Below are 15,886 nucleotides of genomic sequence, written 5' to 3'. Positions count from 1 at the left end.
TTGCACGAGCTGGACGATACCACGCGGGCCGTATCCGCAACAGGGTCGCTAGGTCTTGGCGGCAACCTCCATCGCCGCCTCCCGCAGCGTCTGCATGAGGATCGAGAGCGGCAGCGAGGGAATGGCGTCCGTGCGCATTGTCAGTCCGACCGGTCCTTTTGTTTCGCTGGTGTCAATCGGCAAGACTTCCAGGAGGCCGTCGGCGATATCGGTTGCGACCACACCCGTGGAAATGATCCAGATGGCGTCGCTCGACCGCACGAAGGCGCGGCCAAATGAATCGGAGACCGTTTCGATCTGGTTCGGCAGACTGGCGACGCCGTTGGCAATCAGGAAGCTTTCCACGAACGGGCGAATGATCGAGGCGCGCGTCGGCATCAGCACGGTATATTCACTGAGCTTCGCAAACAGCGACTGGCGCGATTTCAGCAGCGGATGGCCGGCACGCACGGCAAAGACGACCTGTTCGGAGTAAAGATGCTCGAAGGAAAAGCCGGCCATCTTTTCCGCCCCGGCAAGCCGCCCGACGACGAGATCGAGGTCGCCGATGCGCAGCTGCTCCAAAAGCACCGCATTCTCTCCCGTCACGATCTTGATGCGGCTCCAGGTGTTTTCCTTGAGGAAAAGCTCCATGGCACGCGGCATGATCCGCGTCGAAACCGTCGGCAAGGCGCCGATCCGGATCGGCGGCGCCTCGCCGAAACGCTCCTGGGATACCGAATCAAGGCCCTGGCGCAAGGCCGTGAGCGCTGCTCCCGCATGGCGGAGAAAAACGTCGCCATAGCGGGTGATCTTGATGCCGCGCCCGTCGCGCTCGAAGACCGCAACGCCAAGCACCTCCTCCAGTTCGCGGATCGTCTTCGTCACCGCCGGCTGGCTGACATTGAGCAGTCCGGCTGCCTTCATCACGCTTTTCTGTCGCGCGACCTCGACAAATGTCTGTAGATGACGAAACTTCACCCGACTGTCGATCATGAATTTCATAACTCCGGAGTTATCGAAATGCCACGAAATATCATTTTACCTAACCAGATTAAACATCCAATTTGAACCAGGGTCTGTGTCGGACCCTCTCGTCAAGTCGAGTGCGACTTGCATGGAGACCGGCACGGAGAGGAGATTTGCCGTGCAGTTTGCCCGTATCAATGACATCGCGATCCACTACCAGCTGATCAGCGGCCCAGCTGACAAGCCGGTCATCGTCTTTGCAAACTCGCTCGGCACCGATTTTCGCATCTGGCGCGACGTGATCGTGCGACTGGCCGGGGACTACGCGATCATTGTCTACGACAAGCGGGGCCATGGGCTTTCCGATGTCGGTCAGGTTCCCTATTCGATCGAAGATCATGCGTCCGATCTTGCCGGCCTGCTCGATCTTCTTGCGGTCAAGCAGGCCTTCATCTGCGGTCTTTCCGTGGGCGGATTGATTGCTCAGGCGCTCTACAAGGCGCGGCCCGACATGGTGCAGGGACTGATCCTGTGCGATACGGCGCACAAGATCGGCACCACCGAAAGCTGGAATGCACGGATTGCAACCGTCGCCAGCAAGGGTATTGCGAGCATTGTCGACGGCGTCATGAAGCTCTGGTTCACGCCGGCTTTCCGGCGACCGGAGAACACGGCCTATCACGGCTACAGCAACATGCTCATGCGCCAGCCGGTGGAAGGCTATCTTGCCACCTGCGAGGCAATCCGCGATGCCGACTACACGGACGTGGCCAAAAGGATCAGCGTTCCGACGATCTGCATTGTCGGTGATCAGGACGGCTCAACGCCGCCCGATCTCGTCAAGTCGACGGCCAGGCTCATTCCGAACGCCCGCTTCGAGATCATACGCGATGCGGGCCATATCCCTTGCGTCGAACAGCCGGAAGCGCTGACGGCAATCATCCGCGCATTCATCGATTTCGCATTGCATGGAGAAAAGAGCCCATGAGTGAACTCCACCAGCCGTCGAAGCGTTTCGAGCAGGGAATGGCGACGCGCCGTGCCGTGCTGGGCGATGCCCATGTCGATCGCGCCGAATCAAGCTCGACCCCGTTTGACAAGCCGTTCCAGGACCTGATCACGGAGGCGGCCTGGGGACATGTCTGGTCGCGCCCGACACTGACGCGCCGCGAGCGGTCGATCGTGACGATCGCGCTTCTGGCAGCACTTGGCCAGGACGACGAGGTGGCGATGCATGTCCGCGCCACCGCCAACACCGGCGCCTCGCGCGATGATATTTGCGAAGCGTTGCTGCACGTGGCGATCTATGCCGGCGTTCCCGCCGCCAATCACGCCATCAAGATCGCCAAGCATGTTTTCGAACAGATGGACGCCGGCAAGGCGGCCTGAAAGGCATAGGATGTCCGATCTTCCCAACCGCAAGCCCGAAACCGGCGCCTTCTTCGCGCGAGACCGCGAATGGCATGCGCCTGCCTTCACTCCAGGCTACAAGACCTCGGTCCTGCGTTCGCCGCAGCGCGCGCTGTTGTCGCTCGACGGAACGATCTCGGAAATCACAGGGCCGGTCTTCGGCCACTCCGTCATCGGTGAGCTCGACAACGATCTGATCCACAATTTCGCCAGGCCGGGCGAAAGTGCCATCGGCGAGCGCATTATCGTCCACGGCCGTGTGCTCGACGAACGTGCACGCCCGGTACCCGGTGCCCTTGTCGAGTTCTGGCAGGCCAATGCCGGCGGGCGCTATCGGCACAAGAAGGAAACCTATCTCGCCGCCATCGATCCGAACTTCGGCGGATGCGGGCGCTGCATCACCGATGAATATGGTCAGTATGCGTTTCGCACGGTTCGCCCGGGAGCCTATCCCTGGCCGAACGGCGTCAACGACTGGCGCCCGGCCCATATCCACTTTTCGATCTTCGGCCATGGCTTTTCCCAGCGTCTGATCACGCAGATGTATTTCGAGGGTGATCCGATGATCTGGAAATGTCCGATCGTCGGCACGATCCCCGACAAACGCGCCATCGAGCAATTGATTGCGCCGCTCGACTGGGGCAACACGATTCCGATGGATGCGCGCGCCTACAAGTTCGACATCGTTTTGCGCGGCCGCCGCTCGACGATGTTCGAAAATCGCATGGAGGGGAACTGATGGTTCAGGAACTCGGCTATCTCAAGGAAACGCCCTCACAGACGGCAGGCCCCTATGTCCATATCGGCCTGACCCCGAACTTCTGTGACATCAAGGGCGTCTATGAAAATGACCTCGGAACGGTGATGGTCAACGACAAGACGCTTGGCGAGCGCATCACGGTGACAGGCCGCGTTTTTGACGGTGCCGGTGCCCTGGTACGCGATGCAGTCATCGAAATCTGGCAGGCCGACGGCGCCGGCCTCTATAACAGCCCGTCGGAGATGCGTGGCACGGCAGATCCGAACTTTACCGGCTGGGGCCGTTGCCCGACACGCGCCGAAGACGGCGTTTTCACCTTCGACACCGTCAAGCCGGGCCGCGTTCCCTTCAAGGACGGCCGCAAGATGGCGCCACATATCACCTTCTGGATCGTCGCACGCGGCATCAACATCGGCCTGCATACGCGCATGTATTTTCCAGAGGAGGCCGAAGCCAACAAGGCCGACCCGCTGCTTCTGCGCATCGAGCACCGGGAACGCGTCGACACGCTGATCGCCCAGCGTGACGGATCGACCTATACTTTCGACATCCGGCTGCAGGGCGACAGGGAGACCGTGTTCCTCGATATCTGACCGCAGGGACTTGCGTTAAGGCCATTGCAGGCGCAGTTGTCGGTCGCAGCAAGAAAGACACCGATGACCATCTCAGCCTTTGATCACCCGTTTCTGTCTGGCCTGCTCGGCGACGAGGAGACGGCTTCGTATTTCTCCGCGGCGGCGGATATTCGAGCCATGCTCGCGTTCGAAGCAGCACTCGCCAGGGCCGAGGCCGGGCACGGTCTGATTTCGCATGAAGCGGCACGCCATATCGGCACGGTCTGCGCAACGTTTGAGCCGAATGTCCTCAATCTGAGAACGGCCACGGCCCGCGACGGGGTTGTCGTTGCCGATCTCGTGAAACAGCTGCGCGAGGCAGTCGGGGAGCCGTACTTTGATTGCGTTCACCTCGGCGCCACGAGCCAGGATGTCATCGATACCAGCCTGATGGTTCGCCTGAAGGCAATCGCGTTCCTGTTTTCAAATCGGCTTTCGAAGCTTGCCAAGGTGTTCGACAGTCTCGATGCGCAGTTCGGGAAAAGCGCTTTGATGGGGCGGACCCGCATGCAGGCTGCGATCGCGATCACAGTCTCTGATCGTCTTCGCGCCTGGCGCGCACCGCTTGCCGGTTATCGGGACCGGCTGACCGAACAGGGCTTTCCCCTGCAGTTCGGCGGGGCAGCCGGTACTCTGGACAAGCTTCAGGATCTTGCCCCAGCCGTGCGCTCAGCCCTGGCCCAGGAGCTCGGCCTCTCAGACACGCCGCAATGGCAAAGCCAACGTGGGGTCGTCGCGGATTTCGCCAATCTGCTGTCGCTGATCGGTGGCAGCCTTGGCAAATTCGGGCAGGATGTCGCTCTTCTGGCGCAGGCGGGCGATGAGATCGAACTGTCAGGGGGTGGCGGTTCGTCCGCAATGGCGCACAAGCAAAACCCGGTCGCAGCCGAAACGCTCGTTGCTCTGGCGCGCTTCAATGCGACCCAACTCTCCGGCATGCATCAGTCGCTGGTGCACGAACAGGAGCGATCGGGCGCGGCGTGGACGCTGGAATGGCTCATTCTGCCGCAAATGGTCATGGCGACGGCCACTTCGCTTCGCCTGGCTCTGGAACTGGCCGGCAATATCACGCGAATTGGGCACAAATCATAACCCTCGAGGTATGATTTTTGCCGTTTATTTCATTTTACATTACCGTTTTGAATGAGACACTATCGCCAAGGCTTTAGCTGTGAACTAAAGCGGCGGCGTGGGAGTGCGCCATCGTCAATGGGAGGATTTATGAAACGGTTTGTTCTGGCCGCCGTTGCGGCAGTCGTCATGAGCACAGCGGCCTATGCCGATACCATCAAGGTCGGCGTCGTCGGGCCGTTCTCTGGTCCGTTCGCCCTGCAGGGCAAGAACTTCAAAGCCGGTATCGATGCCTACATGGCGATCAACGGCAACAAGGTCGGCGACAACACCGTCGAAGTGATCTATCGCGATCTGCCCGCGGCCGATCCGGCGCAGTCGAAGGCGCTGGCGCAGGAGCTGGTCGTCAAGGAAAAGGTCCAGTACCTCGCGGGATTCTATTTCACGCCTGACGCGATGGCCGTGACGCCGATCCTGAAGCAGGCGAATACGCCGCTCGTCATCATGAACGCGGCCACATCGGCAATCGTCACCAAGAGCCCGCTGGTGGTGCGCACCTCGTTTACCACGTGGCAGACCTCGACGCCGATCGCCAAGGTTGCCCATGACGCCGGCGTCAGCAAGGTCATCTCCGTCGTCAGCGACTACGGTCCGGGCGTCGACGCCGAGAATGCCTTCAAGGCGGCCTTCGAGAAGGAAGGCGGTCAGGTCGTCGAGGCGATCCGCATGCCGCTCTCGACCAACGATTTCAGCCCGATCATGCAGCGTATCAAGGATTCCGGCGCGCAGGGCGTTTTCGCCTTCCTGCCATCCGGTCCGACGACGCTCGGCTTCGTCAAGGCCTACAATGAAAACGGCCTCAAGGCTGCCGGTATCAAGTTCTTTGCGCCAGGTGACCTGACGCAGGAATCCGATCTTCCGGCACTTGGCGATGCTGCTCTCGGCATCCAGACAACATTCCATTATGCCGTCTCGCATGATTCGCCGGAGAACAAGGCGTTTGTCGAGGCTGCAGCCAAGGCAATTGGCAGCAAGGCGGAACTGTCCTTCCCGGCTGTCGGTGCCTATGACGGCATGAACGTCATCTACAAGATGATCGAGGCGACCGGCGGCAAGCAGGATGCAGCCAAGGCAGTCGAGGCAGTCAAGGGCCTGACGTGGGTCAGCCCGCGCGGTCCGGTCTCGATCGATCCGGAAAGCCGCCATATCACGCAGAACATCTACCTGCGCGAAGTCACCAAGGCCGATGATGGCACCTATTACAACAAGGAAGTCCAGACGTTCGAAAAGCAGGGCGACCCTGGCCTTGCGGCTGCGAAGTAGCGACCTCTGACATCTGCAGCGGACCGGGATGCTTGCGGCGCCGAGCGCGCTCTCAGCACCGCAATGCCGGCCCGCTCCAACAGCATCGGGATAGCCTCATGCAAACAGTCTTCAGCATAGCCGTCGATGCGCTTGCCTATGGCATGGTGCTGTTCGTCATCTCGATCGGTCTGTCGGTAACCATGGGATTGATGCGCGTCGTCAATCTCGCCCACGGCGCCTTCGCCATGATCGGCGGTTACATCGCGTCCTATGCCGCGCGCGATCTCGGGCTTGGCTACGGTGTTGCGGTGATTGCCGCTGTCGTTGGGACCGTCATCATCGCAATTCCTGTCGAACGCTTTCTCTACAGGCGGATTTATGGGGCGCCAGAGCTGACGCAGGTGCTGATGACAATCGGCATTACCTTCTGCATCATCGGCATTGCCAACTACGTGTTTGGTCCAACGCTGAAGACGATCCCGCTGCCATCGGGATTGCAGGGTTCGGCGGACCTTGGCTTCCGAACCATCCCTGTTCACCGCCTGTTTGCTATCCTGTGCGGTCTCGCAGTCGCCGGCGGACTTTGGTATGCGATCGAAAGGACCAGCTTTGGCGTGAAGCTGCGCGCCTCCGTCGACAATGCGTCGATGGCGGCAGCACTCGGGGTACGCACCGAGATCATCTATGCGCTAAGCTTTGCCGTTGCCGTTGGCCTTGCCGCATTCGGCGGGGTTGTCGGCGCCGAACTGCTGCCGGTCGAACCCTACTACGCACTGCGCTATATGGTGACCTTCCTCGTGGTCGTTTCGGTCGGCGGTGCCGGGTCCATCCCGGGCGCATTGATCGCCTGCCTCCTGCTCGGCGGCATCGATACGACAGGACGCTACCTGATGCCGGAATTCGGTGAATTCTTCTTCTACCTCGCGGTCATTGCGATCATCTGCATCTTCCCGCGCGGTCTGGCGGGAAGGACGAAATAGAAATGGCTGCCGTCATGAACACCGAAGCAGGCGTTTCCGCCTCCGCCCGCCCCCATCGATCGCTCGGCCGTGATGCGGCAGGCGCTGTGGCGATCCTGATCGTTGCCGTCATCGGCTACTTCCTGTTTCCTGACAATCTTGCGCTGCTTACCCGCATCGTCGCTGTCGCCCTGCTTGTTCTCTCGCTTGATCTTGTCACGGGCTATTGCGGCGTCGCGACGCTTGGACACGCGGCCCTCTTTGGTTCGGGCGCCTATGCCGCAGGTATTCTCTCGGCGCATTATGGCATCAATGATCCGCTGCTGATGACCCTTGCGGGCATCGCTGGCGGCGCTGTCGCGGGACTGATCAGCGGTGTCATTATCCTGCGTGGCCATGGCCTGCCGCAACTCGTCCTGTCGATCGCGCTCATCCATCTCTTCCACGAGTTCGCCAACAAGGCGTCCAGCTGGACCGGTGGGAGTGACGGTCTGTCCGGGATCTCTGCCGACCCGATCCTCGGATATTTCGAATTCGATCTCTACGGCCATACCGCCTACGTCTTTGCGATTGTCCTGCTGCTCATCGTCTTTGTGCTTCTGCGTCTCATCGTGCGCTCGCCCTTCGGCATGTTGTGCCGTGGCATAAAGGAGGATCCGTTGCGCATTAAGGCCATGGGGGCCTCGCCAAAGGCTGCCCTGATGAAGATGTATGTGATCTCGGGTGCGGTCGCCGGCGTCGGTGGGGCACTTAACGCCATCACCACACAGGTCGTTGGCCTTGACAGTCTCTCCTTCACCCTGTCGGCGGAGTCACTGGTCATGCTCGTTCTTGGTGGCACGGGCTCACTGTTCGGTGGGCTTTCCGGCACGGTGATCTTCATGCTCTTCGAGGACTATGTCTCGGCGGCAAATCCATTCCACTGGTTGACGATGGTGGGCGCGCTTTTGATCGCCGTTGTCCTTTTCGCGCCGAAGGGGCTCTACGGCTCCGCCGCAGCCTTCTTTAACCGCAGGAAGGAGGCGGGACAATGAACGCCGTCTTCGAAGTTGCCAACCTGAAGAAATCCTTCGGCGGCCTTGCCGTGACAAACGATGTCTCGCTGTCGATGGCGCCGGGCGATCGCGTGGCGCTGATCGGACCGAACGGTGCGGGCAAAACCACCTTCGTCAATCTTGTGACCGGCAACTTGCAGCCCGATTCCGGCGATGTCCGGCTTGCGGGCGAGACTGTCACCAAAGTTGGTGCCAATGGCCGTGTCAAGCGCGGCCTGGTGCGGTCCTTCCAGGTTACCCGGCTCTTCCTCGAGATGACGTCGGCCGAGCATGTCGCCCTTGCCATCCTCCAGCGTCAAGGACGCACGGGGCGCATGTTCGGGAATTTTCTTGCCATGCCCGATGTGATGGATGAAGTCAGCGAGCTGCTCAGTACGCTGGGGATCGCCCACCTCATGCATCGCAAGGTGAACGAGATTGCGTACGGCCAGCAGCGGCTCCTGGAAATCGCCGTTGCGATGGCCCTGCGGCCAAAGGTGCTCCTGCTTGACGAGCCGGCCGCCGGCGTTCCCCAGAGCGACACCGGTCGCATCGAGCAGGCGCTTGCCGACCTGCCCGCCGATCTTGCTGTCTTGATGATCGAGCACGACATGGATCTTGTTTTCCGTTTCGCCAAGCGCGTTGTCGTCCTCGCGGCAGGCACGATCATCTTCGATGGATCGCCCGCCGACGTTACCAAGGATGCCCGCGTTCGCGAGGCCTATCTCGGGAGCTATGCCAATGCCAGCCACGCCGCTTGAGGTCGAAAACCTGTCCGCCGGCTACGGGCCGACACGTGTTCTCGAAGGCATCTCATTCTCCGTTCCATCAGGCGCGCGCCTTGCCGTTTTAGGCCGCAATGGAATGGGCAAGACCACCCTGCTTGCGACGCTCGCCGGGCAGACCAAACGCTACGACGGCACGATCCGGATCGGTGGTGCCGACGTGACGGCCATGCCAAGTGCGTCACGCGCGCGCAAGGGACTGGGCTATGTTCCCCAGGCGCGCTGCATCTTTCCGACATTGACGGTGGAGGAGAACCTCTTCGTCGGCCTCAAGGGCCGGCCGAAGAGTGCGCTTGAGGAAGCCTATGGCATGTTCCCGCGCCTGAAGGAGCGACGCCGCAATCTTGGCAACCAGCTTTCGGGCGGCGAACAGCAGATGCTGTCGACGGCACGCACGATCCTTGGTCGTCCGTCGGTGCTTCTGCTTGACGAGCCGCTGGAGGGCCTGGCACCCGTCATCTGCGAGGAGCTCATGGCTGCGTTCGCCGAGCTCGCGAAGACCGGCGACATGACGATCCTGCTGGTTGAACAACGCATCCAGAGCGCGCTTGATTTTGCCGACCATGTGATCGTGCTGGAGCGCGGGCGCCTTGCCTGGGCCGGTACGCCAAAGGCGCTGTCGGATGACCACGCGGCTGTCGAGCGCTTGCTTGGCGTTGGCGGTCTGCATTAGGCGGACAAACAGGGGGCACGATCGTCGTCCTGCCCCGTGGCCAAACCGCCCGCGGCGCTCTCATACTATTGACGGAGAAGCACTCAATTGTATTCCCGCAGTCGAGAAACCATCTAATAGACAAGCAATGCGGGCCATGCCGTCTCCCATCTTGTCAGGCGTCATCGTCCGTTTACAGAAAACAAACCATAAGCAGTTGCGTTCTGGCGTGAAAACCGATTGCTTAGAAATATCTACCATTCTGCTCGCAGCTGGTAGAAACGGCACGAAGGATACGGGTCGCCGACAAAACTCAACGCTTCGCTTGTTCGTCAAAGTATGATTACCATGGCGCAGAGAGGTCGGCCCATTTTGAAGACGCGATGAGTAAAGATCTGTTTCAGGTAAAGTTTTGGGGCGTTCGCGGCAGCATCCCGGTCTCGGGCCCCGAATTCGATCGCTATGGCGGCAACACCTCGTGTATCGAAATCCGCTGCGGTGAACACCGGATGATCTTCGACGCCGGATCAGGCGTACGCGAAGCCGGGCTTGCCATGCTCAACGAGGATGTCAGGGATGTCGACCTGTTCTTCAGCCACTGCCATTACGACCACATCATCGGCCTGCCCTTCTTCAAGGCCATCTATTATCCGACGATCGACTTGACAATCTGGTCGGGCCATCTCGACGGCAAGATGAGCACGCGCGAGATGATCGAGCAGTTCATCAGCCCGCCATGGTTCCCGGTCAAGACCGACATCTGCCAGGCGACGATGAGTTTCCGCGACTTTCACGCCGGCCAGATGCTGGAGCCGCGGCCCGGCGTCAAGATCAAGACTTTCATGCTGAACCATCCGGGCGGTGCGATCGGCTACCGCATTGAATGGCAGGGGCGCTCCGTCGCCTTGATCTACGATATCGAGCATATCCCCGGCGTTTACGATCCGGTTGCGCTTGAAATGATGAAGGACGTCGATCTCGCCGTCTATGATTGCACCTACAACGAAGACGAGATGCAGCGCTTCAAGGGCTTCGGCCATTCCACCTGGCAGCATGGCATCGAACTGGCCAAAATGGCGGGTACCAGGCAGTTTGCCTTGTTCCACCATGCTCCATCGCGAACCGACACGCAGCTCGAGCAGATGGAACAGGAGGCCCAGGCCGCATTTCCAGGAGCTTTCGCCGCAAGGGATAATCAGGTCCTCGAAATCTAGTCCAGCAGATCGCGCGCCGACATCCAGGCGGCGCCCGGATGTTTGCCGGTCTCCTCAAAGAGGCGGGTCAGGAATTTCCACTCCGACGGGCCGTGCACCAGATGGTGGGTGAGAATGCCAACCGGCTCATCGTCCCTGGAAAAGCGCGCCTTCAACTCCGCAACCAATTCCGCGACCAGATCGGCATGCGGGCGGTTCCCACGCTGTCCGCGCTGGTTTACGACGTCGACATGCGTGTTCAACAGGCGGATCGGGCTGTCAGCCGTGGTCCTGCCGAATATCGACAGCGCATCAAAACCCTGCGCTCCAAGCAGCGGGATGAGCTCGGCGCTAATCCTGTTCCAGGGCGGCACGAGCATTGGAACGAGCCTGGGCGCGTAAAGGCCTTGAAGGGTGACAAGGCCATCGCGCAATTCGCCGAGCACGAGGTCCGCCGGCCGATGGCGGCCGAGCTCCTGTTTCTTTTCCTCCGGGCCGGCATGGTTTGCATGTGACCAGCCGTGAACGGCGACAAGGATATGGTTTTCGCGCAACAGGCGCTTTGCCAGTGCTTCGCCAGTCGAGGCTGGAATGACGGCGATGGTCAGCGGGACGGAAGCTTGACCTGTGATCGCGAGCAGGCTCTCGAGTGCTTCGGTCGGCTCGATCGCGTCGTCGTCGCGTAACCAGAGCCGTGCCCTTCGACCTGCCTGCTGCCAGCGGTCGAGTTCCTGTCGGAGGGGCAGCCAGATCTGATCGTCGGTCATGCTTCTCGTCTCACGTAAGTCTGCAAAATGGTGTCGAGGGTGTTCGCCGCGACCTTGAGCGAACGTTCTTCCAGGACGAATTGGCGCGCATTTGCACCCATTGTCGAGCACCTGCCGGGATCGTCGAGCAAAGCCGCGATTGCCGCAGCAAAGCCAGGCAGATCGCCCTCGGCCGTCAGATAGCCAGTCGTGCCGTCGATGACCACCTCCGGAACGCCCGCCGTCCTCTGGGCGACCACCGGTAACCCGGCCGCCTGCGCCTCCAGATAGGCAAGCCCATAGGCTTCCCCACAACCCGGCCACACATAGATGCCGGAGCGGCTGAGTTCAGCAGCGATTTGTCCGACATTCAGCTCTCCGAGCCATTCAATACGGCCCGGTTCGAAGGCGCCAAACAGTTGCTCCACGTCGGCGCGCATCACCCCATCACCGGCGATCGCCAGTGTCCAGGCACGATCGCTAAGCAGCCTCAACGCCTTGGCCAGCATCGTGTAGCTCTTGATCTTGTCGCCGCTGCGCATCATGGCGACGGCGATCAGCCGTTGTGGCTTTGCCTGATGCAAGGCGGTCTCGAAAGGCGCAGTGTCGATGAAGGGCTTGAGTACGGCGAACGAGCCTTCAGGCAGGACTTCTGCCAGCCCCGCCCTGTCGCGTTCCGTAAGAGCGATGTTGACGGCCGCGCTACGGGCTCCGTCCACAACCAGTTTCTGCAGCGGTGCCCAATCGGTGGCGTCCCGCTTCGCCGAATAGGATGCCTCGGCCGTGACGTAGGGAATGGCGAACTCCCGGCAGAGCGTCGGTCCGAAGAAATCGGGTGACTTGTAGTAGGGATGGTAGGAGAACCAGAGGTCCGGGCGCAGCCCGCCTGACCAATCCTTGCGGAGACGATGCAGTTCCGCTTGTGCCGCCGGCCATAGCCCGGCGGCATCCTCGGCGGTCGCAGCAAAACTGCGAAACTCCGAGACGACCTCGACGGAATGTCCGGCCAGCTCCAGAGCCTTCATGATGAGCCGCGCCATCAGACGGTCACCTGAGGGAACGGGATGGTTCGGGGACTTCAACGGAGCATAGAATGCAACCCGCATCAAAGCGCCTCCGTGGACACACACTGTTTACAATCGATGTCTGGGCTTGCCACGAGAAATTCCGCTATTGTCGGCTTCCTTAGGTTTTGCTGATAGCATGTGAAAGGCGATCACAATCAGAGACGGCGGCAATTCCACCTCAATTCCGTCCTCTCTATTGTATTTGTCATTTGGTATTCAAGAACGGGAATGAATGGCGACGGTCGCTGCCACCAGTATTTTTTCAGAGCGGACGATCAGGAGAGCTCGGCTTGGTTCCGGCCTCGTCATGTTTCTTTTTGTCCTGCTGCATCTGTCCAACCATGCGCTGGGTCTGATCTCCGTCCCGGTAGCCGACGATGGACGGAGGCTTTTCCTGGCGATCTGGCGCAATCCTGTCGGAACCCTCGTCTTCTACGGCGCCGTCCTCGTTCACATCACGCTGGTGCTGAGGGCGGTTTACAGGCGCCGCAGCCTTGTCATGCCGGCGGGCGAGATGACCCAGATCGTGCTCGGGATCGCGATCCCGCTGCTGTTGATCGACCATGTCATCGGCACGCGGATCGCCCACACGCTGTTTCACTACCGGGACGACTACGAGACGATCGTTCGGTTGCTCTGGATTACCTCTCCTGGCAACGGATGGCGCCAGATCATCGCACTGCTTGCCGTCTGGATCCATGGGTGTATCGGCCTGCATTTCTGGCTTCGCTACCGGCCTTGGTACGACACCATCGCCGCCATGCTTCTCGCGGTCGCGATCCTCTTGCCGGTGCTTGGCATACTCGGCTTCATTGAAATGGGAAGGACGATCGCGGAGCCGGCCTACGAGGGAGTGGTCAACACCAATCGCTATCTCGAGAATCTCAACACGCGCTATTACTCGAACACTGAGGCACAGCGCCAGCTCACCATGATCCGCGCCGGCCTCTACGGCTCGTTTTCGGGCGCGCTTTTGATCGTCATCGGCGCGCGGACATGGCGACGGTGGAGGGAGCGGGTCAATCAGATCACAGTGCGCTATCCGGGTGGCGAGGCGATCAGCGTGCCGCGCGGCTTTACGGTTCTGGAGGCAAGCCGGCTCGGTGGTTTGCCGCACTATTCCGTCTGCGGCGGCAAGGGGCAATGCTCGACCTGCCGCGTCCAGATCCTTGGCCGATACGAGGATCTGCCGCCGCCCGACAAGCTCGAGCAAACGACGCTGAAGAGGATCAAGGCAGCACCCGATGTGCGGCTTGCCTGCCAGCTGCGGCCAAATCACGATGTAACCGTCGCACCACTGCTCGTCGCGGCGCCGGAGGCGACATTGCCGGCCAACACGCAGGAAACCAGCCCGGGACGCGAGCGTGAGATTACGGTTCTCTTCTGCGACATTCGCCATTTCACGTCACTGACGGAAATGCGTCTGCCCTTCGACATCGTATTTTTGCTCAACCGCTATTTCGCCCTGGTTGGAAACGCCGTTGAAAAGGCAGGCGGCCGTGTCGACAAGTTCATCGGTGATGGCGCCATGGCGCTCTTCGGCATCGGCAGCGCGCCTGAAGAGGCATGTCGCCAGGCGCTTGCCGCGGCAGCGGCCATCGTGCGCGACATTGAAAGGCTCGGCGTCGAGCTTTCGGACGAACTATCCATGCCGCTTCACATTGCCATCGGAATTCACACAGGGCCCGCCGTCGTCGGAACGCTCGGCTATGGCCGGGTGCGCAGCCTCACCGCGATCGGCGACACCGTCAACGTTGCAAGCAGGCTGGAGACCGCAGCCAAGGAATTCGATGCAGCCATCGTGATTTCCGACGCGGTCGCAAGCCTTTCCGGGGCCGACACGGCGGGTGTGGAAAGCCGTGAAATCAGCGTGCGCGGTCGCGCACTGCCCTTGAAAGTCTATGTGATTCCGAGCGACAAGGCCGCTGAACTGATCGAAGGAAAAGACGCATGACGAGCCGCGGCTGGCTCAACACCAAATTCTGGCAGAAACGGCTGCGAAAGGCGCGCAACGCTGTCGCAAAAAGGTTCTTCAATACTCGCACCGGCAGGCGGTTGCTGATCGAGAGCATCGGGCCGCGCGTCGTGTCGATGACGGTCGATGCTGGCGATCATCTGATGACCTTCTCGCCGTCCGACTACATTGGGCGCAAGGTCTTTCGAAAGGGGCACTTCGAGCGCGAGCATGTGGACCGCCTGATTGCGGTGCTGCGTGAGCGCGGGCTCATGCACGGGCGCTATCTTCTGGAGATTGGCGGCAACATCGGGACGCAGACCGTCTATTTCGCACTGAGCGGCGCCTATGATCACATCGTCAGCATCGAGCCCGATCCGCGCAACTTCCCCCTGCTGCAGACCAATATCCGCCAGAACAGGCTCGATCAAATGGTGACGCTGGTCAACTGTGCCGCCGGGGCGACGGCTGGCGAGATCGACTTCTTCATGAATGCCGACAATCACGGCAAAAGCAGCGCGTACCGGAAAAGTACAAGCGACCAGAAAACGAGCGTCCCGGTCAGACCGGTGACCGAGATCCTCGATGAGCTCTCCATCGATCCCCTCGATATCGGCCTCGTCTGGATGGATATCGAGGGCTATGAGCCTGTCGCCTGCGCCTCGATGGCACCGCTCCTGTCGCGCCGCGTGCCGCTCTACATGGAATTCACGCCGCTCTTTTACGGACCGGAACAGACCCGCGATTTCATCAGGACGCTCGCCGGCTACTACGAGGATTGCCTGGTCTTCTTCGAGGAGGAAGAACAGGAGATGAAGGTCGTCAACCTGCCGGGCAGCATCGAACAGTACGACGTCTTGTTTCTTCCCTGATTATTTCCGCCGATAGAGATAGTAACGGCCTTCCTTGACCCCCGCCGGTAGCTCGAGCGGCTCCAGTTCCGGGCGATCCAGCGGCAGACCGCTGACGGCGATGCCATTCTTGGCAAGCACGCCCACCATGAGTTGCGGCAGCCAGGTCAAGGTGACGGCATCGATATCGTCATGCCCGGTGCCGATATCGGCATGGGCGAGTGCTGCTCCGATTCCCAGAAAGGCCTGGCCGGATTCGCGGATATCGCCGGTCACCATATTCTCCGCCGGGGGTGTCGAAGACGAATAGGAGCGAACGTCGCGGTCGAAGGCAATGATGCGACGATCCGGAAAATGCTCGCGCAGATGATCATAGGTGCGGCCGTTGCCAAGGCCGAATTCCAGAACCGGCCCCTCGGTGCCGTTCACCAGCTCGACGATCGCATTCAATATGTCGCGCTGAGCCGTCAATCGGCGGATGAAGCTGTCCAGGCGGCTCATCTATGTTCTTGTCCATTCAATCGTTTTTCGAAAGCG

Annotated in this window: 17 protein-coding genes; 13 read left to right on the top strand and 4 right to left on the bottom strand. The window is 60.6% G+C overall.

Going from position 1 to position 15,886, the window contains the following annotated elements:
• Positions 1 to 48 precede the first annotated feature (48 nt).
• Positions 49 to 975, bottom strand: coding sequence for a pca operon transcription factor PcaQ (gene pcaQ, locus AS026_RS01380; protein WP_062368478.1), 927 nt, complete (start codon positions 973 to 975; stop codon positions 49 to 51).
• A gap of 151 nt (positions 976 to 1,126) precedes the next feature.
• Here pcaQ and pcaD point away from each other — a divergent pair, with 151 nt between their 5' ends.
• The 11 genes from pcaD to AS026_RS01325 all read left to right on the top strand — a co-directional run bounded on the left by pcaD (position 1,127) and on the right by AS026_RS01325 (position 10,752).
• A complete protein-coding gene (gene pcaD, locus AS026_RS01375; protein ID WP_062368477.1) occupies positions 1,127 to 1,936 on the top strand; it encodes a 3-oxoadipate enol-lactonase in 810 nt (269 codons plus the stop codon).
• On the top strand, positions 1,933 to 2,337 hold the full coding sequence (gene pcaC, locus AS026_RS01370) for a 4-carboxymuconolactone decarboxylase (protein ID WP_018856638.1): 405 nt from the start codon (positions 1,933 to 1,935) through the stop codon (positions 2,335 to 2,337). The genes pcaD and pcaC overlap by 4 nt, the downstream gene beginning before the upstream one ends.
• A gap of 10 nt (positions 2,338 to 2,347) precedes the next feature.
• Positions 2,348 to 3,097, top strand: coding sequence for a protocatechuate 3,4-dioxygenase subunit beta (gene pcaH / locus AS026_RS01365; protein WP_062368441.1), 750 nt, complete (start codon positions 2,348 to 2,350; stop codon positions 3,095 to 3,097).
• Positions 3,097 to 3,711, top strand: coding sequence for a protocatechuate 3,4-dioxygenase subunit alpha (gene pcaG / locus AS026_RS01360; protein WP_018856640.1), 615 nt, complete (start codon positions 3,097 to 3,099; stop codon positions 3,709 to 3,711). The genes pcaH and pcaG overlap by 1 nt, the downstream gene beginning before the upstream one ends.
• 63 nt (positions 3,712 to 3,774) lie before the next feature.
• Entirely contained in the window at positions 3,775 to 4,824 is a 1,050-nt protein-coding gene (locus tag AS026_RS01355; RefSeq protein ID WP_062368440.1) for a 3-carboxy-cis,cis-muconate cycloisomerase, read from the top strand.
• A gap of 129 nt (positions 4,825 to 4,953) precedes the next feature.
• Positions 4,954 to 6,126, top strand: a complete 1,173-nt coding sequence (locus tag AS026_RS01350; protein WP_018856642.1) for an ABC transporter substrate-binding protein — start codon at positions 4,954 to 4,956, stop codon at positions 6,124 to 6,126.
• A gap of 98 nt (positions 6,127 to 6,224) precedes the next feature.
• Complete coding sequence (locus tag AS026_RS01345; protein WP_062368439.1) at positions 6,225 to 7,088, top strand: branched-chain amino acid ABC transporter permease; 864 nt, start codon at positions 6,225 to 6,227, stop codon at positions 7,086 to 7,088.
• A gap of 2 nt (positions 7,089 to 7,090) precedes the next feature.
• Entirely contained in the window at positions 7,091 to 8,101 is a 1,011-nt protein-coding gene (locus AS026_RS01340; RefSeq protein ID WP_062368438.1) for a branched-chain amino acid ABC transporter permease, read from the top strand.
• Entirely contained in the window at positions 8,098 to 8,862 is a 765-nt protein-coding gene (locus AS026_RS01335; RefSeq protein ID WP_062368437.1) for an ABC transporter ATP-binding protein, read from the top strand. Before AS026_RS01340 ends, AS026_RS01335 begins: the two co-directional genes overlap by 4 nt.
• Positions 8,843 to 9,559, top strand: coding sequence for an ABC transporter ATP-binding protein (locus tag AS026_RS01330; protein WP_062368436.1), 717 nt, complete (start codon positions 8,843 to 8,845; stop codon positions 9,557 to 9,559). Before AS026_RS01335 ends, AS026_RS01330 begins: the two co-directional genes overlap by 20 nt.
• Positions 9,560 to 9,921: 362 nt before the next feature.
• Positions 9,922 to 10,752: an MBL fold metallo-hydrolase gene (locus AS026_RS01325; protein WP_062368435.1), complete on the top strand. Its 831-nt coding sequence runs from the start codon at positions 9,922 to 9,924 to the stop codon at positions 10,750 to 10,752.
• On the opposite strand, the gene AS026_RS01320 is transcribed toward AS026_RS01325, so the two are convergent.
• Entirely contained in the window at positions 10,749 to 11,498 is a 750-nt protein-coding gene (locus AS026_RS01320) for a polysaccharide deacetylase family protein (protein WP_062368434.1), read from the bottom strand. The genes AS026_RS01325 and AS026_RS01320 overlap by 4 nt on opposite strands.
• Positions 11,495 to 12,583: a glycosyltransferase family 4 protein gene (locus tag AS026_RS01315; protein ID WP_062368433.1), complete on the bottom strand. Its 1,089-nt coding sequence runs from the start codon at positions 12,581 to 12,583 to the stop codon at positions 11,495 to 11,497. The genes AS026_RS01320 and AS026_RS01315 overlap by 4 nt, the downstream gene beginning before the upstream one ends.
• Before the next feature lie 193 nt (positions 12,584 to 12,776).
• On the opposite strand from AS026_RS01315, the gene AS026_RS01310 reads away from it, so the two are divergent.
• Both AS026_RS01310 and AS026_RS01305 read left to right on the top strand, forming a co-directional pair.
• Complete coding sequence (locus tag AS026_RS01310; protein WP_062368432.1) at positions 12,777 to 14,498, top strand: adenylate/guanylate cyclase domain-containing protein; 1,722 nt, start codon at positions 12,777 to 12,779, stop codon at positions 14,496 to 14,498.
• Positions 14,495 to 15,370 (top strand): FkbM family methyltransferase, encoded by an 876-nt coding sequence (locus tag AS026_RS01305; protein WP_062368431.1) that lies wholly within the window; start codon positions 14,495 to 14,497, stop codon positions 15,368 to 15,370. The genes AS026_RS01310 and AS026_RS01305 overlap by 4 nt, the downstream gene beginning before the upstream one ends.
• Here AS026_RS01305 and AS026_RS01300 read toward each other — a convergent pair whose 3' ends face one another.
• Positions 15,371 to 15,850 (bottom strand): class I SAM-dependent methyltransferase, encoded by a 480-nt coding sequence (locus AS026_RS01300; RefSeq protein ID WP_062368430.1) that lies wholly within the window; start codon positions 15,848 to 15,850, stop codon positions 15,371 to 15,373.
• Positions 15,851 to 15,886 lie beyond the last annotated feature (36 nt).

Source organism: Rhizobium altiplani, assembly GCF_001542405.1.
Lineage (GTDB): Bacteria > Pseudomonadota > Alphaproteobacteria > Rhizobiales > Rhizobiaceae > Rhizobium > Rhizobium altiplani.
This window is presented reverse-complemented; position numbering and strand designations above follow the sequence as displayed.